This window comes from Streptomyces saintjeani (assembly GCF_055409605.1).
Map to the genome: position 1 here is coordinate 5,159,049 of NZ_CP189624.1, position 20,258 is coordinate 5,179,306.

The following is a 20,258-nucleotide window of genomic DNA, read 5'->3' on the forward strand; positions in this document are numbered from 1 at the left end:
TCACTTCCTCCACAGGAGAACCGGAGGGAAGCGAACTAGCCCCAGACGCACTGGAGTTGTGATGAACCGTCGCCGTCCTCGCCCCGTCAGCAAGAGAGCCCTCGTCATCGGTACGGCCTCGCTCGTCGTCGCCGGGACCGTCGGCGCCGGTGTCAGCTTCGCCGGACCCGAGCACCAGCCCCAGTCCAAGAGGGCGACGAAGACCCGGATAGCCGGCCTGTTCAACACCTGGAACGCCACGCTGAAGACCGGCGACCCGGAGAAGGTCGCCGACCTCTACGCGAAGAACGCGGTCCTGCTGCCGACGGTGTCGAACAAGATCCGCACCGACCACGCCGGCATCGTCGACTACTTCGAGCACTTCCTCGCCAACAAGCCCGTCGGCAAGAAGATCACGACGATCGTGACCGTGCTCGACGACAACTCCGCGATCGACACCGGGGTTTACCAGTTCACGCTCACCGACCCGAAGACGGGCGTGAAGAGCGTCGTCAAGGCCCGCTACTCCTACGAGTACGAGAAGCAGCGGGACGGCGACTGGAAGATCGTCAACCACCACTCCTCGAAGATGCCCGAAGGCTGATCGAGACGCAGAGGCCGCCACCGGGAGCGTCGTTCAGGGCCACTGTGCCGCCGTCGTCCGTCACCAGCTGCTTGACGACGGCGAGGCCGAGCCCCGAACCGCCCCGGCCGGTGAGTCCCTGGCCCCGCCAGAAGCGGTCGAACGCCCTCGACTTCTCCTGGTCCGACATGCCCGGTCCCTCGTCCAGGACCGACAGGACCACCGTCCGCTGGCCCGAATCCCAGCGGGCGGTGCCCCACTTGACGGTGATGGTGCCACCGTCCGGCGAGACCTCCAGGGCGTTGGAGAGCACGTTGTCCAGCACCTGGTCCAGGTGACCGGGAGCGGCCAACACGAGCGGCCGGTCGTCGACACTTCCCCCCACGAGCGCGATGGTGACTCCGCGCTCGTCGGCGGCCGGCCTCCACACCGCGAGCCGTTCGTGCACGGTTTCGGCAAGGGGCAGCGGTTCCGCGGCGGTCACCTTCGCCTCGGCCCGCGCGAGCACCAGCAGACCGTTGACCAGGCGGCTCATGCGGACGACTTCCGCGGTCGCCTGCTCGACGTCCTCGCGGACGAATTCGTCGTCGACGCCGTCGGCGATGTTGTCGAGCGACAGCCTCAATGCCGTGAGCGGCGTACGGAGTTGGTGCGAGGCGTCCGCGACGAAGATGCGCTGCGAGGCGATCAGCGTGTCCAGTCGCTCGCCCGCCTGGTTCAGGGTGCGGGCGAGCGTCCGGGTCTCCTGGGGGCCCGTCTCAGGGGTACGGGCCGTCAGGTCGCCGTCGCTGAACTTGGTCGCCATGTCGTTGAGTTGGCGCAGCGGCCGGGTGAGCCGGCGGGCCACCACGGCGCCGATCACGGCAGCCACACCGAGGACGGCGGCGGCGAGTCCGGCCCGGAAACCCCAGATGTTCCACAGGCGGTCGGTCATGCCGTGCGTCGAGTAGACGATCCGTACGGCGCCGACGGTCTCGTCGCCCGACTTCGCGGGGACGGTGATCGTCAGTTCGTCGCCCCAGATGAAGTTCGAACCCCAGTCGGTGGTGTCCTTGCCCTGGCCCAGCGCACGCTCCAGGGCCTGGCCGGCCTGCGGGCGGGGCAGCGGGGGCGCGCAGTCGGCGGTCGCCGTGACCTGGATGTCGTCCTTCGTCGCCTTGGCGTACGCGCGCGCGAGCTGGGTCAGCGCCTGGCAGGACGCCGGGTCCCCGTTGCTGAGCAGCACCGCCATCGTCGTCGCCTCCCGCTTCACGGACAGCGCGGTGTCGTCCCGGAGCTGGTTGGTGAGGGTGAAGGCGACGGGGAAGGTGAACAGGCTGATCGCGCCGGCGACGAGCAGCGCGTAGCTGAGGATGAGCTGGCGGATCATACGGAGGTATCCCCCGGGGCGGCCGTAGTACCCGTAGTACCTGTAGTACCCGCGCCGCCGGAACCGGGCCCCGTAGTACCCGTACTACCCGTACTACCGGCGATCTCCAGCCGGAACCCCACCCCGCGCACCGCCTCGATCGTGATCGCCCCCGCCAGCTTCCGCCGCAGCGCCGCCACATGGACGTCCAGCGTCTTCGTCGGCCCGAACCAGTTCGCGTCCCAGACGGCCTCCATGATCTGCTCCCGGGTCATCAGCGCCCCCGGCTCCTCGGTGAGGAAGGCGAGCAGGTCGTACTCCTTGGGAGCCAGCGACACCTCCTCCCCGTTGAGCCGGACCCGCGCGGCCTTGCGGTCGACGGTGAGGCCGGGACCGTACCGGTCGGGCCCCGCCTCGGCGGACGTACGCGGCTGGACCCGCCGCATGACGGCCCTTATCCGCGCGATGACCTCCCGCACCCCGAACGGCTTGGAGACGTAGTCGTCGGCGCCGAGTTCGAGCCCGACGACCCGGTCCGTCTCGTCGCTGCGGGCGCTGATGACGATGATCGGCACGTCGCTGCGGGCGCGCAGCGCCTTGCAGACGTCGAGTCCGTCGGTGTCGGGCAGCCCGAGGTCGAGGAGGACGACGTCGTGGGGGTCGGCGTGAGCGAGCGCGGCGGCCCCGGTCATCACCCAGTCCACCTCGAAGCCGTACCGCTTCAGCCCGCGCCGCAGGGATTCCGCCACGGGCTCGTCGTCTTCCACCAGAAGTACGCGCACAGCGGCACCCTAGTGCTTGAAACTTAATTCACAGCAATCACGCGCGTAACCCGTACGACCTGGGTACTAGCTCTCACGTACTAGACCGGAAAGAGCGTCGGGAACGGGTGTCGGACATCTCACCATGCGATACCCCGGAGGGGGAATTCGGACGCTCGTTAGACTGACCGGTGCAATCGACTAACTGAGCGAGGAGCGCACGTGGGCCTTGTCGTGCAGAAGTACGGAGGCTCATCCGTAGCCGATGCCGAGGGCATCAAGCGCGTCGCCAAGCGGGTAGTGGAAGCGAAGAAGAACGGCCATCAAGTGGTCGTCGTCGTTTCCGCGATGGGCGACACGACGGACGAGCTGATCGATCTCGCCGAGCAGGTGTCTCCGATGCCCGCCGGGCGTGAGTTCGACATGCTGCTGACCGCCGGAGAGCGGATCTCCATGGCCCTGCTGGCGATGGCGATCAAGAACCTGGGCCACGAGGCCCAGTCCTTCACCGGCAGCCAGGCAGGCGTCATCACCGACTCCGTCCACAACAAAGCCCGGATCATCGACGTCACGCCCGGCCGGATCAGCGAGTCCCTCGACCGGGGCAACATCGCGATCGTCGCCGGATTCCAGGGCGTCAGCCAGGACAAGAAGGACATCACCACGCTCGGCCGGGGTGGCTCCGACACCACGGCCGTCGCCCTCGCCGCCGCGCTCAAGGCCGAGGTCTGCGAGATCTACACCGACGTCGACGGCGTGTTCACCGCCGACCCGCGGGTGGTGAAGAAGGCTCAGAAGATCGACTGGATCCACTTCCAGGACATGCTGGAGCTGGCGTCCTCCGGCTCCAAGGTATTGCTCCATCGGTGTGTGGAGTACGCCCGCAGGTATGACATCCCGATCCACGTCCGCTCCAGCTTCAGCGGCTTGCAGGGGACCTGGGTCAGCAGCGAGCGGCCCGTTTCGAAGACACAGCAAGGGGACCAGCAGGTGGAGCAGGCCATCATCTCCGGTGTCGCGCACGACACCTCCGAGGCCAAGATCACGGTCGTCGGTGTGCCGGACAAGCCGGGCGAGGCCGCGGCCATCTTCCGGACGATCTCGAACGCCGAGATCAACATCGACATGATCGTGCAGAACGTCTCGGCCGCCTCGACCGGCCTGACGGACATCTCCTTCACGCTCCCCAAGTCCGAGGGCCGCAAGGCGATCGACGCGCTGGAGAAGAACCGCTCCGGGATCGGCTTCGAATCCCTGCGCTACGACGACCAGATCGGCAAGATCTCCCTGGTCGGCGCCGGGATGAAGACGAATCCGGGGGTCACCGCGGACTTCTTCACCGCGCTGTCCGACGCGGGCGTGAACATCGAGCTGATCTCGACATCCGAGATCCGTATCTCGGTCGTCACCCGCGCGGACGACGTGAACGAGGCCGTCCGCGCCGTCCACTCGGCGTTCGGACTCGACTCCGACAGCGACGAGGCCGTCGTCTACGGCGGCACCGGACGATGAGCGGGGGCTCTGCCCGATGACCGTACGACCGACGCTCGCGGTCGTGGGAGCGACCGGGGCCGTCGGCTCGGTCATGCTCACGATCCTCTCCCAGCGCGCCGACGTCTGGGGCGAGATCCGCCTCGTCGCCTCCCCGCGCTCGGCCGGCCGCAAGCTGACCGTGCGCGGTGAGGAGGTCGAGGTCGTAGCCCTTTCGGAGGAGGCGTTCGACGGGGTCGACGTCGCGATGTTCGACGTCCCCGACGAGGTCGCCGCGCGCTGGGCGCCGGTCGCGGTCGCGAAGGGCGCGGTCGTCGTCGACAACTCCGGCGCCTTCCGGATGGAGCCCGACGTACCCCTCGTAGTCCCCGAGGTGAACCCGCACGCCGTCCGGGTCCGCCCGCGCGGCATCGTCTCCAACCCGAACTGCACGACCCTGTCGATGATCGTCGCCCTCGGCGCGCTGCACGCCGAGTTCGGGCTGCGGGAGCTGGTGGTCTCGTCGTACCAGGCGGTCAGCGGGGCGGGCCGGGAGGGTGTCGAGACGCTGCGCCGGCAGCTGGCGCAGGTCGTGGGTGGCTCCGGGGTAGGGGGAGACCTGGGTACTACCCCTGGAGATGTACGCCGGGTGGTGGGGGACGACACCGGGCCGTTCGCGGCGCCGATCGCGCTGAACGTCGTCCCGTGGGCCGGATCGCTCACCGAGGACGGCTGGTCCTCCGAGGAGCGCAAGGTACGGGACGAGTCCCGCAAGATCCTCGGGCTGCCGAAGCTGCCGGTCGCCGTCACCTGCGTACGCGTCCCCGTCGTCACCACCCACTCGCTGACCGTGCACGCCCGCTTCCAGGACGAGGTCACGGTCGCCGGTGCGCGCGAGATCCTCGCGACCGCGCCGGGCGTCGTGCTGTTCGACGACCCCGCGGCGGGCGAGTTCCCCACCCCGGCGGACGTGGTGGGCACGGATCCCACCTGGGTGGGACGGGTACGACGCGCCCTCGACGATCCGACCGCGCTCGAACTCTTCGTCTGCGGCGACAACCTCCGCAAGGGCGCGGCCCTCAACACCGCGCAGATCGCGGAGCTGGTCGCGGCGGAGTGGGCGCCGAAGTGAAAAGCCGCTGGCCAGAGCCGGACGGCTTTGTAGGATCCACGTCAGAACTGTGAGCCGGAAGACGGTCGCGCCGCCTTGTCCCCGGGCCGGTCGGCGTCCGAAGATTTTTCTCCCCGCGCACCGCAACCGAGCGGCGCACGGGGAGCGTCTTTGCGGTCACCCTCTCCGGGTGCGCAGGCGTGTGACCACGGGCTGTAGCTGTCGGAAGCCTGTGGACGGGCGTGGGGACGCCCGTTTCGTATGGGGACACTTCCTATGGGACATAGGGAACATAGGGGAAGAGCGGGACGTATGAGGGTAGACCAGGGGGCGCGGGCCGGCAGACGGCCGGCCGCGCGACCCGGCGGGACCGGCGCGAGCGCCGGTGGAGAAACGATTCAGGCGATGCCGTACGGAAAAGAGACGGCCGACACGTACAACCCCGCCCGGGGTACGGGTGTCCAACTGGCGTGGCAGAGGTACTCGACTTCACAGCGGCGACCCGCGGCGCGGCACTGCGCCCGCCCCGCCGGACCGCCCGCCCCCGCGTCGCCGGGGCGCCCGGCGGCCTGCCGGTGATCGCGCCCGTGCCAGCGACGCGGCCCACCCGCATCCCCGGCCCGCGTGCCGGCGCCGACAGCACCGATGACGTTACGGCCGCCGGTACGACAGTCGACCACCTCACCGAGACCTACCAGGCGCACTACCGCTCCCTCCTGGGTCTCGCCGCCCTCCTCCTCGACGACACCGCCTCCTGCGAGGACGTCGTCCAGGAGGCGTTCATCCGCGTCCACTCGGCGCGCAAACGCGTCCGGGACCCCGAGAAGACGCTGGCCTACCTGCGCCAGACCGTCGTCAACCTCTCCCGCTCCGCCCTGCGCCGCCGCATCCTCGGCCTGAAGCTCCTCTCCAAGCCGATGCCGGACATGGCCAGCGCGGAGGAGGGCGCCTACGACCAGCTGGAGCGCGACTCCCTGATCAAGGCGATGAAGGGCCTCCAGCGCCGCCAGCGCGAGGTCCTGGTCCTGCGCTACTTCGCCGACATGACCGAGGCTCAGGTCGCCGAGACCCTCGGCATATCCCTCGGCTCCGTCAAGGCGTACGGCTCGCGCGGCATCGCGGCGCTGCGGACGGCGATGGAGGCGTCGGCGTGAGCGGGGAACCGGACAGGGACGGTACCCCTCTGGAGGGACGGGGGGACTACCTGGGAGGTAGCCACCCCCCGTACGACACGGGCGGACCGCTGCCGTCGTACGGGACCGAACCGAAGCAACCAGACGCTGGGAACAGGACTGTGAACCACCACCTCGACGACCAGGGCCCGGACGGGCTCGACTCGGACGAGCTGGAGCTGCGCCGCATGCTGCGCGGGGCGGTGGACGAGATGGCGCCGCGCGACGGCACGCTCGACCACCTCCGCCGGGCGGTCCCCGCGCGCAAGGCCCGCAAGCGGCAGGCGATCGTGGGGGTGGCCGCCGCGGCCCTGTTCGCGGGGGTCGCCGTACCCGCGCTGATGACCGTCTCCGGCGTCGGCGAGACCGCGAACCCCGCCGTCGCGGGCCAGGCGTCCCAGACCGGTGGCTCCACCGGTGGGGGCAAGAACCCCGACGGGGGGTCCGCCGGGAAGGTCGGCGAGTCCACCGGAGGTACTACGGGTACGGGGTCCGGGGAGTCCAAGGGGACCGGCGGCGGCAAGCCGACCCCGGGGGCGGACGCCTCCAGCGGTACGGGGCCCTCCGCGTCGGCCGGTCCGGCCGCGCCTTCCTGCACCGCCGACCAGCTGGGGTCGGCGACCTCGACGGTGGACGGGCCGGACTCGACGGGCGTGGTGTACGGCACGTTCCGCGTCGTCAACGTATCCACCACGAGCTGTACGGTCGCCGGGGCCGTCGCGCTGTCCCCCGCGGTGCAGGGTGCTGCCGACGCCACGAAGGTCGGTGTCACCGAGCACGCGGCCGGGGATGTGGCCGCCGCTCTGCCGGACCCCTCCCTGTACGTCACGAAGCTCGCGCTGGCGCCGGGGTCCGCGTACGACGTGAAGTTCGCGTGGGTGCCGTCGGGCTCGTGCCCCTCGGACGGAGGGACCACCGGGGGGAATACCACGGGTGGAGATACCGGGTCTTCCCCGTCGCCCTCGCCGTCGCCCTCCGAGCAGACGACCAGTACCAGCAGCGGTACTACGGGTACGAGTCCGCAGTTGGTGCGGGAGGACGGGACCACGACCGCCGAGGGCAGTGTGTCGGTGACCTATACGGCTGACGCGGGGTCGCCGTCGGTGACGGCTACTGTGCCGGACGCGTGTGCGGGGACGATCTACCGGACGGGTGTGCTGGCGTCGTCGTGAGGGTGGGGTGGGGAACCGGCCTGAGGGGGAGCTGGCTCTGAGGTATTAGCGGGTTGGCAACTGTTGGTTGGTTTGTAGGCCATGGTCGGTCATACAGTCACTCACATGAGTGAGAAGGCTGACGATTGGATCTCTGCGGGTAGGGCTGCGAAGCGGCTTGGTGTGTCGACGCGGACGTTGCGGCGTTACACCCTCGAAGGGGTGTTGGAGGACCGGCGGTCGCCGGGTGGGCGGCGGATCTTCCGTGTGGGGGACCTGGACGCACTGTCCCGGCGGCGGGGTGAGCCGCTCCTGTCCACCCCGGGTGGTGTGGTGTTGTACGGGCGGGTGTCGTCGCACGGTCAGCGGGCCGAGGGTGATCTGGACCGGCAGATGTCCAGGCTGCGCGAGGCCGCGAAGGACCGGATCGTGATCGGTGAATACAGCGACGTCGCGTCGGGCCTGTCCGACCGGCGCAGGGGTCTGCGGAGGGCTTTGCTGGCCTGTCAGGCGGAGAACGTGAGCGTTCTGCTGGTCACACACGAGGAACGCCTCGCCCGGTTCGGTACCGCCATGCTGGCGGAGGCGGTTCTGCCGTCGTGGGGGGTCCGGTTGGAGATCGCCGGCGGGGACGAGGCGGGGGACGGGGATCTGGCGCGGGACATGCTCGCGATCGTCACCTCGTTCTCCGGCCGTCTGTACGGTGCCCGTTCCGCGAAGGCTCGTGCTGTGGTCCGTGCGGTCAAATCCACTGTCGATGAAGGAAATTTGTAGGCCACTATTGGTCAGGCGTAGGGTTTGGCTTGTTGATTGAGGGACCTGAACGGGAAGGGGACTGTGGTCGTGGCGAAGCGCCGGAAGGAACGCGAGTTGCGGACGATCGCAGCCCCCTTCACCATTGCCGCGCCGTCTGGCGCCCGGATAAGGGACCGGCTCCGGCTCGCCGCCGACGAGGCCGCTGTGGTGCGGCAAGTCGGCGAGCACCTCGGGCACCATCAGCGGGCCGACCTCGCGACGCGTGTCTCGTTGGGCCGGGTCAAGGTCAAGGAGAACCAGCGGGCGCAGCGGAAGAAGAAGCTCACCGCCGTGTCCTCGTCCCGCTGGGCCGGGGAAATGACCCGCGCCTCGGAGGACCAGTACCAGTTGTCCTTGCGTTGCCTGTTCGACGAACGCTCTTCACTCCGTCGCGCCGTCCGCACCATCGAGCGACGCCTCGCCGTTGCGTGCGGTCAGCGCATCGGCAAGGTGCGCGGCTACCCGAACCAGACCGAACGCTTCGAGAAGCAGCGCCGCCTGCAAGTACTCACCGCCCGGCTTGCCGGAGTTGAGCAGCGCATCGAGGACGGCCGACCGGGCATTGTGGTCGGCGGCCGACGCTTGGCCAAGGTGCGGCACAACCTTGCTGACGCGCGCCTCACCGAGGCTGACTGGCGTGAGCGTTGGGAAACGAGGCGGCTGTTTCTCACCGCGGACGGCGAGTCCGGCGCCCCGCACGGCAACTACACGATCACCGTTGACCCGGAGACGGGCGAGGTGTCGATCGTTCTGCCTGAGCCGCTGAGGCATCTGGCGAACGCCCCGCGTGGCCGATACCGGTTCGGCCGCACCGTCACGTTCTCCCACCGGCGCGGCGAATGGCTCGACCGCGCCACCGCGCACCGCGCCATCCGCTACGACATCGTGCACGACCCGGCGCGGGACCGCTGGTACCTGGACGCGTCCTGGTCCGGCGACCCGGCAGTGCCGCCCACCCCGGAGGAGGTCCGACAGTTCGGCGAGCGGCTGCTCGGCGTCGACTTGAACGCCGACCATCTGGCGGTGGCCGTGCTCGACCCGCACGGCAACCCTGTCGGCGAGCCGCACACGATCCCGCTGGAACCGACAGGCCCGGCATCCCAGCGAGACGGCAGACTCAGGGCGGCGATCAGTGAGTTGCTGGCCATCGCGCGCGAACACGACTGCGTCGGCATCGCGATCGAGAACCTGGGTTTCGACGACGCACGCTCCACCGGCCGGGAAACCATGGGCCGGGGCAAGCGCGGCAGGAAGTTCCGCCGCACCGTCACCGGTATTCCCACCGCGAGGTTCCGCGAGCGGCTGCGCGGCATGGCCTACCACCAGGGCCTGGTCGTCATCGCCGTCGACCCGGCGTACACCTCGATCTGGGGCGACAAGCACTGGAAGAAGCCCCTCCAGCAGCAATCGAAGACTTCCGTCACCCGGCACCACGGTGCCTCGGTGGCGATCGGCAGGCGTGGCCTGGGACACAGGATCCGGCGTCGGCCAGGTGTGACCTCCAGCGACCAGAGGATCGCTGCGAGGAGAGGATCGCTGCGAGGAGAGCTACCGGCCAGACCGTGTTCGCTCCCAGGCCACGCGGGACCACGAGCCCACCCAGGACCACAGGCACGCCAAACGGAGGCGACAAGACCTGCTGGAGCCGAAGTGACCAACTCGTGCTGTTCCCCGACCCTCAAGACCGTTCGGAGGGCCACCGGACTACCTGTCCGGATACATGCGATTCGGCCAACACTGGCCAACTCGCATAGGAACGGTTAGCACTGAAGGGCTGGCAACTCGCCGTCCTCGGTGATCAGCCCCAGCTCCGCGTCCCGCGCGGCCTCCACCTCGCGCCGCAGCAGCCGGAACCACATGAACACCACGAACCCGGCGAAGACGAACCACTCGCCGGTGTAGCCGAGGTTCTGGAACGCCTTGAGGTCGAGCCCGGTGTTGGCGGGCGCCTCGGCGGGCACGGTCGTCATACCGGGGTCGGCGCTGTCGAGCGTCACCCACGCGTCGTACAGGTCGTACGGCACGAGGTTGACCAGCGAGGCGGTGCTGATCGCGCCGATCTGACCGGCCGGCAGTCCGCCGCGCGCACTGACCCCGTTGTCGCCGGGCGTCTCGGACGCCTGGAGCGCGCCGGTCACGCTGACCTCGCCGCTCGGCGCGGCCGGAGCCTTCGCGGCGTCCGCCCTGCCGGGGAGCCACCCGCGGACGACGGGCAGGGCCTTCCCGGAGTCGGTCCGCAGCAGCGTGAGGACGTAGTACCCGGTCCGCTGCTCGATCTCCCGTCCGGGTACGAGGAGTTGCTCCCCGTAGTGCCCGGTGACGGTGACCCGCTTGCCCACGGTCGCCTTGTCCACCGGCAGCATCTCGCCGAGGGGCCGCGCGGGCTGCGACTTGCCCGTCTCGGCGGCTCTGTCGAGCGCGCGGTGGTCGTCCATCCGCGACTCGAACCGGCTCAGCTGCCAGGACCCCATGAACACGCAGAAGGGGATGGCCAGCAGCACGAAGACGTTGATTCCCCACCAGCGAGGCGTCAGCAGAAACCGGTACACGCGTTCAACCGTACGCGCCGGGGTGGGCGGCGGGGGCGGCGGGGTGGGCGCCGAGGGCTGTGGGGCGGGCGCGGGGCCGGTCGGCGGGGCGGTGGGTCGGCGGGTTGGTGAGGTGGGGCGAGGCGGGGTGAGGCAGGGCGAGGCAGGGCGGGGCGGGGCGAGGTACTACCCCGCTAATACCTCCGACGTACCTCCGGGTATCACCTCCGCTTCTTCACCGGCCCCGCACTTTCTGACGGATGCCGCGCTTCTCCTCGTGCAGCGATGTCCACGCGACCCTCCTCATCAGGTTTGATGGACGTATGAGTGACGCTGAGGCCATGCCCGAGTGGGAGAAGCGGTTCAGGGCGCCGCGGGTCTCCCTGCCCGACTGGGCGGAGGACGCCCCCGACCGCTCGCTGTTCACGTCGAACGCGACCGGGACGTACGAGCTGTACGCCTGGGACCGCGTGAGCGGCGAGCAGCGGCAGGTGACCGACCGGGCCAACGGGACGACGGACGGCAGGCTGTCCCCGGACGGCGCCTGGATCTGGTGGTTCGACGACAAGGACGGCGACGAGTTCGGCGTCTGGCGCCGGCAGCCGTTCGCCGGCGGCCCCGACGAGCCCGCCACCCCCGGCCTCGACCCCTCCTACCCGGCCGGACTGGCTCTCGGGAGGGACGGCCGTACCTCCGTGGTGGGACGCTCCACCGACGAGGACGGCACCACGATCCACGTAGTACTCCAGGGGGAGGCGCCCCGCGAGATCTACCGCCACCGCGAGTCCGCGGGCGTCGGCGACCTGTCGTACGACGGGACGCTGATCGCCGTCGAGCACACCGAGCACGGCGACGCCATGCACTCGGCGCTGCGGGTGCTCGCCCTCGACGGCACGACGGTCGCCGAACTCGACGACACCCGGGGCGGCGCGGAGGAACTCGGCCTGGAAGTCCTCGGGTTCGCGCCCGTCGCGGGGGACACCCGCCTGCTCATCGGCCACCAGCGGCGTGGTCGCTGGGAGCCGCTGGTGTGGGACGTGGTCTCCGGCGGGCAGACCGAACTGTCCCTCGACCTGCCGGGCGACGTCAACGCGGAGTGGTTCCCCGACGGGGGTTCGCTGCTGATCGCCCACAGCCACGAGGCCCGCAGCGAACTCTTCCGCTACGACTTCGCGTCGGGTGGGCTGGAGCGGATCCCCACCCCCGCCGGTACCGTCTCCGGCGCCTCGGCGCGGCCCGACGGGAGCGCCGAGTACCTGTGGTCCTCCGCCGCCGAGCCGCCGGCCGTGCGCTCTACCTCCGGAGGGGTAGTACTGGACCCCCCGGGTATGAGGTCGCCGGGTTCGGTCCCGGTCGAGGACGTGTGGGTGGAGGGCCCCGGGGGCCGGATCCACGCGCTCGTCCAGAAGCCGGCCGGTGCGCGGGGTCCGCTCCCCACGGTCTTCGACATCCACGGCGGTCCCACCTGGCACGACAGCGACGCCTTCGCCGCCGCGCCCGCCGCCTGGGTCGACCACGGGTACGCGGTCGTCCGCGTCAACTACCGGGGCTCCACCGGGTACGGCCGCGCCTGGACCGACGCGCTCAAGCACCGCGTCGGCCTGATCGAGCTGGAGGACATCGCCGCGGTCCGCGAGTGGGCCGTCTCCTCCGGGCTCGCGGACCCCGCGCGCCTGGTGCTGACGGGTGGCTCCTGGGGCGGCTACCTCACCCTGCTCGGCCTCGGCACCCAGCCCGACGCGTGGGCGCTGGGCATCGCCGCCGTACCCGTCGCGGACTATGTCACCGCCTACCACGACGAGATGGAGGCCCTGAAGGCGATGGACCGCACCCTCCTCGGGGGTACCCCGGAGGAGGTACCCGAGAGGTACGAGGCGTCCTCGCCGCTGACGTACGTCGACCAGGTGAAGGCGCCGGTCTACATCTCCGCCGGCGTCAACGACCCGCGCTGCCCGATCCGCCAGGTCGACAACTACGTCCGGCGGCTGGAGGCGAGGGAGGCTGTCCACGAGGTGTACCGGTACGACGCCGGGCACGGCTCGCTGGTCGTGGACGAGCGGATCAAGCAGGTGCGGCTGGAGCTGGAGTTCGCGGAGCGGCATCTGGGGAAGCCGGGGGTGTAGGTCCCGGGCGTAGGTCCCAGGGGGTACCTCTGAGGTACCCCCTGCGGACCGGTACTCGGGAGGTAGTTCTCAGGAGGTAGTTCTCAAGGGGTAGCTCTCGGGAGGTACCCCCTGAGAGCTACCCCGCCGGTTGCCCGTGCCTGCGCAGCAGGTCCGCCATCCCCTGCCGGGTCGCCGCCAGGATGACCCGGTCCGTCGGCCGCAGCACCCGGTCCGCCGGCAGGTCCCAGGCCAGCCCCGTACCGGTGTCGAGGGCCAGGACCCGCCAGTGACCGGAGCGGAACGCCTCGCCCATCGTGCGGCCCTCCAGCTGCGGGTGCCCGCCCGCCTCCAGCGCCGAGAACAGCAGCACCCGGCGCTCCACGGAGATCGCGCCCAGGATCTGGCGGCCCATCATCGCCCCGGCGAAGGAGGGGGCCGCCAGATGGGAGACGCTGCGGCTGCGGGTGCGCGCGTAGGGGTGCGCGGCGCGCAGGGTGCGGTAGACGGCGGTCGCGAAGTCGTCGTCGTACAGCCGTAGTACCGCGTTCAGGTCCTGGCGCAGGGAGCGGGCGTAGAGGACGGCCTCCAGGTTGGTGGTGTCGGAACTGGTGACGGCCAGCAGGGTGTTCGCCCGCTGGATCTTCGCCGCCTCCAGGACCCCCTCCTGGGTGACGTCCCCGAGGACTACGGGTACCCGCAGCCGCCGGGCCACCGCGAGCCCCCGCGCCTCGGGCCCGGACTCCACGCACACCACCGGGATGTCCAGCTCGCGCAGCCGGATCAGCACCCGGGTGCCGATCTTGCCGAGGCCCAGCAGCACGACGTGCCCGCTCATCCCGCGCGGCGGCTTGCGCAGGGAGCTCGCGCTGCGGAACGTGCCCAACGCTTCGAGCACGGCGGCCAGGAGGACCGGCAGCAGCAGCAACCCCATGAGTCCGGACAGGAGTTGGAGGATCTGCCGGGCCAACGGGTCGCCCACGGCGGGGTCGTTGATGGCGAAGAGGTCCAGCAGGGTCAGGTACAGGGCGCCCAGCGGATGGATGCCCGTCGTCAGCCACAGGGCGACCGCCAGCGCGAGGACGCAGGTGACGACACCCGCCAGCGACCAGCGCAGCCGCCGGGAGAAGAGCGAGGCCATCGGCGCGATGAGTCCGGTGCCGCGCCCCGTCGAGAGGTTGCCCTCGGAGGCGTACGACACCTGCTCCAGGACCACGGTCCCGCGCCCCGGCGAGGCGGCCGTCGCCGTCCTCACCTCCTCGGCGTCCGGCAGGAGTTGGGGTCCCTGCTCGATGTTCCCGTCGGTCTCCGAGGAGAGCAGCGCGAGCGTGGCGAGGCCGGGCGGGGCGCCCTCGCCGTGGTGCTCGACCGCCCGCAGGAGCAGGCCGTCGGTCTGAACGACCTTGGTGGTACCGGCGATCGCGGTCGCGGCCAGGGCCGGTGCCGCGGTGTCCGCGTCGGACAGGACCGTCGTCGTACCGGCGGTGGCGTCCTCCTCGCCGGACGCCAACAGGGCGGCCTGGTCGAGGAGTTCCTCGATGTGCTGGCCCAACCTCCGGTTGTACAGGCGCAGTACGAGGCGCACGCGCGGGTTGAGGCGGCGGGCGGTGAGGGCGGCGCGGATGTTGGTCTCGTCATCGTCGTAGACCAGCGCGAGGGCCGCCGCCCGGGCCACGCCCGCCTCGGAGAGGACCGCCTCGGTGGGCTCGGCCGCCTCCAGCGTCCGCTCGTTCCCGGCGGGGGCCGGTTCCGGCGTGCCCGAACCGCCGGTGCCCGACGCCCTGTTCACGGCCACGCTCACCACCCGGTCGATCAGCGCCGCCGAGACCGCGCGGGCCCGGCCCACCACCGGAGGGCGTACCGTGCGCTGGGCGGGCGGGACGACGAGAGTCACCTGCTCGCTGTAGACGCCCCGGAGTTCGGCGGCCAGACGGTGCGCGAGACCGTCGTCGCCGCACACCACCATGTGCGCCTCGACATCGATCGGTCTGGCCTGATTCGGAACGGTCCCCACGACGGAGAAGACTGCCTCATCGAGACAGGTGGTTCCACCAACGATCCGTTCGGGACCGCCTGAACGGAGCGGACGATTCGGTCGTACTTGAGATGTAGGGGGCGTACGGGTCGTAGAGAGCGGAGGCAGCGGATGCGATCCACGAGTGCTGAGGTGCCCCGGCCATGACCACCGTCGTCACCGGGCAGGAGCTGAAGGACGGTAGTCCTGAAGAGGTAGCCCGCAAGAGGGAGGAGCGGCCTCCCCGGCTCAGCTCCCAGCTCGTCCTCGTCCTCGGCATGCTGCTGATGGTGCTGTTCCAGTCCCCCATCCGGCGCGCGCTGGGCTCCCCGGTCATGCAGAGCTGGACGACCGTGTTCGTCGCCGTCGTCGTCCAGGCGCTGCCCTTCCTGGTACTGGGGGTACTGCTCTCGGCGGCGATCGCCGTGTACATCCCCCCGTCGTTCTTCGCGCGCGCCCTGCCCAAGCGGCCCGCACTCGCGGTGCCGGTCGCCGGGATCGCCGGGGTGGCGCTGCCGGGATGCGAATGCGCGTCCGTTCCCGTGGCCGGGGCACTGGTGCGCAGAGGCGTGACTCCGGCCGCCGCGCTCGCCTTTCTGCTGTCCGCGCCGGCGATCAATCCCATTGTGCTGACGGCCACCGCGGTCGCTTTTCCGCGCAATCCGGAAATGGTCGTGGCGCGTTTCGCCGCCAGCCTGGTCGTCGCCTGCCTGATGGGGTGGCTGTGGTTGCGGCTGGGGCGGACGGATCTGCTGAAACCGCCCACGCACGCCGCCTATGAGGGGCGCACCAAGGGTGCCGCTTTCTGGGGTGCCGTACGGCACGACGTCATGCATGCCGGGGGATTTCTCGTGGTCGGCGCGATGGCCGCCGCGACCCTGAAAGCGGTGGCGCCGGAGAGCTGGCTGAAGGCCGCCGCCGACAATCCCGTGATCGCCGTTCTGGCGCTGGCCGTTCTCGCCGTCGTGCTCTCCATCTGCTCGGAGGCGGACGCCTTTGTCGCCGCTTCCCTGACGCAGTTCTCCTTGACCGCCCGGCTGGCCTTCCTGGTCGTCGGGCCGATGATCGACCTGAAATTGTTCGCGATGCAGACGGGGACGTTCGGCCGGAGTTTCGCCCTGCGATTCGCGCCGGCGACCTTCGTCCTCGCCATCGTGGTGTCCGTGCTCACCGGGGCGGTGCTGCTGTGAATCGTCAGGCCCAGTCGGCCGTGCTCTTCCTTCTCGGCGCGGCCCTGCTGCACGCGGGGAGCACGGACCTCTATCTGCGGTACGTCAAGGCCGGGTTGCAGCCGTTGCTGCTGGCGGCGGGCGTGGTACTGATCGTCGCGGCGGCGGCGACGTGGTGGTACGAACGGAAACAGGCGCAGAGCGAGGAAAGCCATGCGCACCGCGAACCCCGCATTTCCTGGCTCCTCCTCCTCCCTCTTCTCGCCCTGATTCTCGTCGCCCCGCCCGCCCTCGGTTCCTACAGCGCCACCCGCACCGGAACAGCGCTCCAGGAACCCGTCGTCTACGGGAAGATCCCCGCCACCGGCCCGCTGAAGCTGGCGCTCGTCGATTACGCGGGCCGGGCGATCTACGACAACAAGAACATCAAGGGCCGGGAGATCCAGATCGCCGGATTCCTGGCACTGGGCAAGGACGGCACCCCGTATCTCGTGCGGATGGCGCTGAGCTGCTGCGCGGCCGACGCCCAGCCGGTGAAAGTCGCGCTCACCGGGAACATTCCGCCGGTCCTCCAGCCGGACACCTGGCTTTTGATCACCGGCACCTATTCCCCCAAACGCAGGGCGGACCCGGTGAACGGCGGCCCCATTCCCTTCATCCAGGTGACCCGAGCGGCCCCGGTCGCCGAACCGAGGGACCCTTACGACGAGACATGGAACGGCTGAAACATCTGAAATCACCCTGAATCGCCCGGAATTGTGCCGGAATTCAGAACGCCATGTCGTCCGGCCCGCCATTTCGCCGCCGCAGGAACAACACCGCCCCCGTCACCGCGGACGCCCCCAACAGGACCGCGCCGATGAGGAAGGTGTTCCGGGGAATGCCGAACCAGCCCAGGCTGGAGGCGCCCTTGGGGGTGGCGCTGCCGGGGTCCTGGGAGGCGGTGGCTCCCAGGTCGTACGGGTCCGGTACCTGAGTACTACGGGCCGGGCCGTGCGAGGCCGGGGGATGCGAGCCGGTCACCGGGGAGCCGACCTCGTGCGAGCCGGGGGTACTGGTGGTACCGGAGCCGGTGTGGTGGCTCCCGGGATCGTTCGGGTGCCCGGACGGGACCAGCGAGAACGCGGGGAGCTCACCGGGGACCTGGCTCCCTGAGGGGTGCGTGGAGGGGATACCTGGGAGGTACCCCCCAGGTACCTCGCCGGGCAGGAACCCAGGGACTACGGCGGGTACGTCGTCGTACCCCGTGACGGGTGCCTCCCCGGGTACGACCCCCTGTGCCGCCCCGGCGGAGAACGTGGCCGAGTTCTCCGACGTCCCCTCCGGCACCGACGTACCGGACGAGGGCACCTCGTCCTCGCCGGCGGCGGGTTCGGGGTCGGTCTGCGCGCCGAGCGGCATCGGCACCGGCGTCACGACGTCGCCAGCGCTCTGCGCGTACGGCACCCCGAACCGCAGCGAACTGTGCGCCCGCAGCGTGGGCGCGCCGATCAGCCGGCCCTTGTGGTCCAGGGTGCGGGTGCGGTCGCTGCCCTCGGCGAACCCCTCGCTGACCTGGCTGCCGGGGTCGAGGCGCAGCCGGACGGTGCAGTGCGCGGTCAGGCCGGGTTCCACCCGGCGTAGTACCGACGTACCCTCCGCACACCTCACCCCCTTGGGGGCCAGGGTGCGGTCGATGATCCGGACGCCGTGGACGGGCAGGTTGCCGGTATTGGTGAGGGAGTACTTCAGAGTGACCCGCGCCGGGTCGTCGGGCCCGGCGGGCGCGGCGACCGTGGCGCGCTGGCTGAGCGCGAGGGTGCCGCCGACCCCGGCGTACCCGGACCGGGCCGTGGCCCTGACCGGCGCGTTCAGGGAGGGGATCCGGCCGGAGGCGGTGGCCTGCGCGATCCGCCGGCCCTTCTGCGCGGAGCCCTGAGCCGTGCAGGTCGTGGAGGTCAGACCGGGCAGGAGCCGGACCTTGTCCGCTCCGCCCGCGCAGACGATGCGGGCGCCCTTCATACCTGGGTCGTAGACGTGTACGTCGTGCAGGTCGGCGCCGCCCTTGTTGGTGAGGCGGTACTCCTTGTACACGGGGTGGCCGGTCCGGATGCCCGGGTCGACGGCGCCGGTGCCGGGCCGTTTGTTGACGATCACCCGGAGGACCAGCCCCTTCGTGCCGGTCCCGTCCGCAGGGGCCGCGGCCGGTGCCGCGTGGGTGGGCCAGCAGGTGGAGAGGGCCGTGCACGCCAGGACCAGCGGCAGGACCGCCCGCCGGACCAGGGCGCTGGCGGCCCGGGGAGCCGGGGCGCCGGTGTGCTCGTCACACAGGGGAAATCGGATGATCATGAACGTATTGATCATTATGGTTGCGGGTGCGGGAGAGGCGGCACGCGCAGCGGACGTCATATGGGCGCATGGATTCACCCCGTTCTTTTGGCGGGCGCCCGGAGGAGGGGCCGGGGGCCAATCGGTGGTCCCGCAGGGGGAGATGGGGCCCCGGAGGAACGGCCGATAGACCCGTGCGTGGCTCCGGAGGCGTACGGCGCCGACGTACGGCCCGTGCGGGCGCCCCGATCGGAGGCCGCCGTTTCGTCTGATCGGATGCTGATCATCCATGGTTCTCGGGACACGCCGCAGACCTACGGGTGGCTCCGAGGTAGGAGCCGGTTACATGCGAGCCGACCCACCCGCCCCCACCCCGCTGGAGCACAGGTTGGCGCCGAGCAGTACCCCGAGCACCCCCGGCGGCAGGGCCCTCAAGACGTACGGCACGGCCGCAACCGCCGCCGCCGTACTGGCCGTTGCCCTGACCGTCGCCCTCCACCCGCACGCCGACGCCCCGGCCACGGACGGCAAACCCGCCCCGCCGCAGCCGGAGGTACGGGTCGGCACGCACTCCCAGGAACCGGAACCCCGCTCCCCGGGACGTACGGCTCCCGTCGACCCGGACGCCCCCGTCACCGTCACCCTCCGGGGCCAGGGTCACCTCACGGACGTAACGCTCAAGGACGACGCGGGACACCGGGTCGCCGGGCACCTCGACCCCTCGGCACGCGTCTGGCGCAGCATCCACGTCCTGCGCGCCGCCACCCACTACGTCGCCGAGGTCCGCACCGACCCCCAGCCCCACAACGCCCCCCACCGCACGGAGTTCACCACCTCCCGCGCCCGCAGCGGCCTCCTCACGGTCACCCTGGGACCGTCCGGCGGGGATACCCGTAGTACCTCCGGGGCAGCCGCCGCCGGTGATACCCGTAGTACCCCGGAGGGAGCCCGCACCTACGGCGTCGGCCAGATCATCACCGCCCACCTCAGCCACCCCGTACCCCCCGAGAGCCGCGCCCTCCTGGAGAGCCACCTCAGCGTCACCGCCACTCCGGCAGCCGCCCCCGGCGCCTGGCACTGGCTGAACCCCACCACCCTCCACTACCGCCCCCGCACCTACTGGCCCGCACGGGCCGACATCCGCGTCACCGCCGACGACCTCGCCGGACTACGCCTCACGGAGCACCTGCGCGTAGCCCCCGTAGTACCCCTGAGGTTCTCCACCGGCCCCCGGGTGGAGGCCGTCATCGACGCCTCCGCCCACCGGATGAGCGTCCTGCGCGACGGTACGACCCTCCGAGTCATCCCCGTGACGACGGGCAAGGAGGGCTACCGCACCCGCGCCGGCATCAAGGTGGTCCTCGACAAACAGGCCGTCCTGCGGATGCGCAGCACGACCATCGGCATCCCCTCCGACACCGACGAGGCGTACGACCTGCCGGTCCGCCACGCGATCCGCCTCACCCTCAGCGGCGAGTACCTCCACGCGGCCCCCTGGGCGGCCTCCTCGTTCGGGCGCCGGGACGTCAGCCACGGCTGCGTCGGGATGAGCGACGGGGACGCGGCGTGGCTGTTCCTCGTCCTCGGCGAGGGCGACATCACCCGGACCGTGCACACGCGCGGCCAGGAGATGACGCCGTTCTCCAACGGCGTGGGCGACTGGAACATGCCGTGGCGCGCATGGGTCAACGGCAGTGCCCTGAACGGGAGCAGCGCCGCACGGCCCGCCGAGGAACACCTGCGTCCCTCGGCCTCCTGACACGGCCGT

Annotated in this window: 16 protein-coding genes; 11 read left to right on the forward strand and 5 right to left on the reverse strand. The window is 70.7% G+C overall.

Going from position 1 to position 20,258, the window contains the following annotated elements:
- Positions 1-61 precede the first annotated feature (61 nt).
- Complete coding sequence (locus ACQCO7_RS23600; protein ID WP_464073714.1) at positions 62-583, forward strand: SgcJ/EcaC family oxidoreductase; 522 nt, start codon at positions 62-64, stop codon at positions 581-583.
- On the opposite strand, the gene ACQCO7_RS23605 is transcribed toward ACQCO7_RS23600, so the two are convergent.
- Together ACQCO7_RS23605 and ACQCO7_RS23610 are read right to left on the reverse strand one after the other, a co-directional pair.
- Positions 549-1,931 (reverse strand): HAMP domain-containing sensor histidine kinase, encoded by a 1,383-nt coding sequence (locus ACQCO7_RS23605; protein WP_464073715.1) that lies wholly within the window; start codon positions 1,929-1,931, stop codon positions 549-551. The two genes, ACQCO7_RS23600 and ACQCO7_RS23605, sit on opposite strands and share 35 nt — an antisense overlap.
- Complete coding sequence (locus ACQCO7_RS23610; RefSeq protein ID WP_464073716.1) at positions 1,928-2,692, reverse strand: response regulator transcription factor; 765 nt, start codon at positions 2,690-2,692, stop codon at positions 1,928-1,930. Before ACQCO7_RS23610 ends, ACQCO7_RS23605 begins: the two co-directional genes overlap by 4 nt.
- Positions 2,693-2,893: 201 nt before the next feature.
- Between ACQCO7_RS23610 and ACQCO7_RS23615 the strand changes: the two genes are divergently transcribed.
- The 6 genes from ACQCO7_RS23615 (at position 2,894) to ACQCO7_RS23640 (ending at position 10,134) form a co-directional block, all read left to right on the forward strand.
- Entirely contained in the window at positions 2,894-4,183 is a 1,290-nt protein-coding gene (locus tag ACQCO7_RS23615; RefSeq protein WP_010350865.1) for an aspartate kinase, read from the forward strand.
- 16 nt (positions 4,184-4,199) lie between these two features.
- Entirely contained in the window at positions 4,200-5,273 is a 1,074-nt protein-coding gene (locus tag ACQCO7_RS23620) for an aspartate-semialdehyde dehydrogenase (protein ID WP_464073717.1), read from the forward strand.
- Positions 5,274-5,722: 449 nt separating this feature from the next.
- On the forward strand, positions 5,723-6,406 hold the full coding sequence (locus ACQCO7_RS23625; RefSeq protein ID WP_464073718.1) for a SigE family RNA polymerase sigma factor: 684 nt from the start codon (positions 5,723-5,725) through the stop codon (positions 6,404-6,406).
- A gap of 140 nt (positions 6,407-6,546) precedes the next feature.
- Positions 6,547-7,596, forward strand: coding sequence for a hypothetical protein (locus ACQCO7_RS23630; protein WP_464073719.1), 1,050 nt, complete (start codon positions 6,547-6,549; stop codon positions 7,594-7,596).
- A 105-nt stretch (positions 7,597-7,701) separates the two neighbouring features.
- Complete coding sequence (locus tag ACQCO7_RS23635) at positions 7,702-8,349, forward strand: IS607 family transposase (protein WP_464073720.1); 648 nt, start codon at positions 7,702-7,704, stop codon at positions 8,347-8,349.
- 69 nt (positions 8,350-8,418) lie between these two features.
- Complete coding sequence (locus ACQCO7_RS23640; protein ID WP_464073721.1) at positions 8,419-10,134, forward strand: nuclease/transposase family protein; 1,716 nt, start codon at positions 8,419-8,421, stop codon at positions 10,132-10,134.
- On the opposite strand, the gene ACQCO7_RS23645 is transcribed toward ACQCO7_RS23640, so the two are convergent.
- Complete coding sequence (locus tag ACQCO7_RS23645) at positions 10,131-10,919, reverse strand: SURF1 family protein (RefSeq protein WP_464073722.1); 789 nt, start codon at positions 10,917-10,919, stop codon at positions 10,131-10,133. The two genes, ACQCO7_RS23640 and ACQCO7_RS23645, sit on opposite strands and share 4 nt — an antisense overlap.
- A gap of 302 nt (positions 10,920-11,221) precedes the next feature.
- Between ACQCO7_RS23645 and ACQCO7_RS23650 the strand changes: the two genes are divergently transcribed.
- Complete coding sequence (locus ACQCO7_RS23650; RefSeq protein ID WP_464073723.1) at positions 11,222-13,021, forward strand: S9 family peptidase; 1,800 nt, start codon at positions 11,222-11,224, stop codon at positions 13,019-13,021.
- A gap of 118 nt (positions 13,022-13,139) precedes the next feature.
- Here the strand turns inward: ACQCO7_RS23650 and ACQCO7_RS23655 are convergent, their stop codons facing one another.
- Positions 13,140-14,966, reverse strand: coding sequence for an NAD-binding protein (locus ACQCO7_RS23655; protein WP_464077277.1), 1,827 nt, complete (start codon positions 14,964-14,966; stop codon positions 13,140-13,142).
- A gap of 212 nt (positions 14,967-15,178) precedes the next feature.
- Here ACQCO7_RS23655 and ACQCO7_RS23660 point away from each other — a divergent pair, with 212 nt between their 5' ends.
- Positions 15,179-16,204 carry a permease gene (locus ACQCO7_RS23660; protein WP_010350872.1) on the forward strand — a complete coding sequence of 342 codons (1,026 nt, stop codon included), beginning with the start codon at positions 15,179-15,181 and terminating at the stop codon, positions 16,202-16,204.
- Positions 16,201-16,908, forward strand: a complete 708-nt coding sequence (locus tag ACQCO7_RS23665; RefSeq protein ID WP_464073724.1) for a TIGR03943 family putative permease subunit — start codon at positions 16,201-16,203, stop codon at positions 16,906-16,908. The genes ACQCO7_RS23660 and ACQCO7_RS23665 overlap by 4 nt, the downstream gene beginning before the upstream one ends.
- Before the next feature lie 43 nt (positions 16,909-16,951).
- Here the strand turns inward: ACQCO7_RS23665 and ACQCO7_RS23670 are convergent, their stop codons facing one another.
- Positions 16,952-18,511, reverse strand: coding sequence for a hypothetical protein (locus tag ACQCO7_RS23670; RefSeq protein WP_464073725.1), 1,560 nt, complete (start codon positions 18,509-18,511; stop codon positions 16,952-16,954).
- 325 nt (positions 18,512-18,836) lie between these two features.
- Between ACQCO7_RS23670 and ACQCO7_RS23675 the strand changes: the two genes are divergently transcribed.
- Entirely contained in the window at positions 18,837-20,249 is a 1,413-nt protein-coding gene (locus ACQCO7_RS23675) for a L,D-transpeptidase (protein ID WP_464073726.1), read from the forward strand.
- Positions 20,250-20,258: the final 9 nt, after the last annotated feature.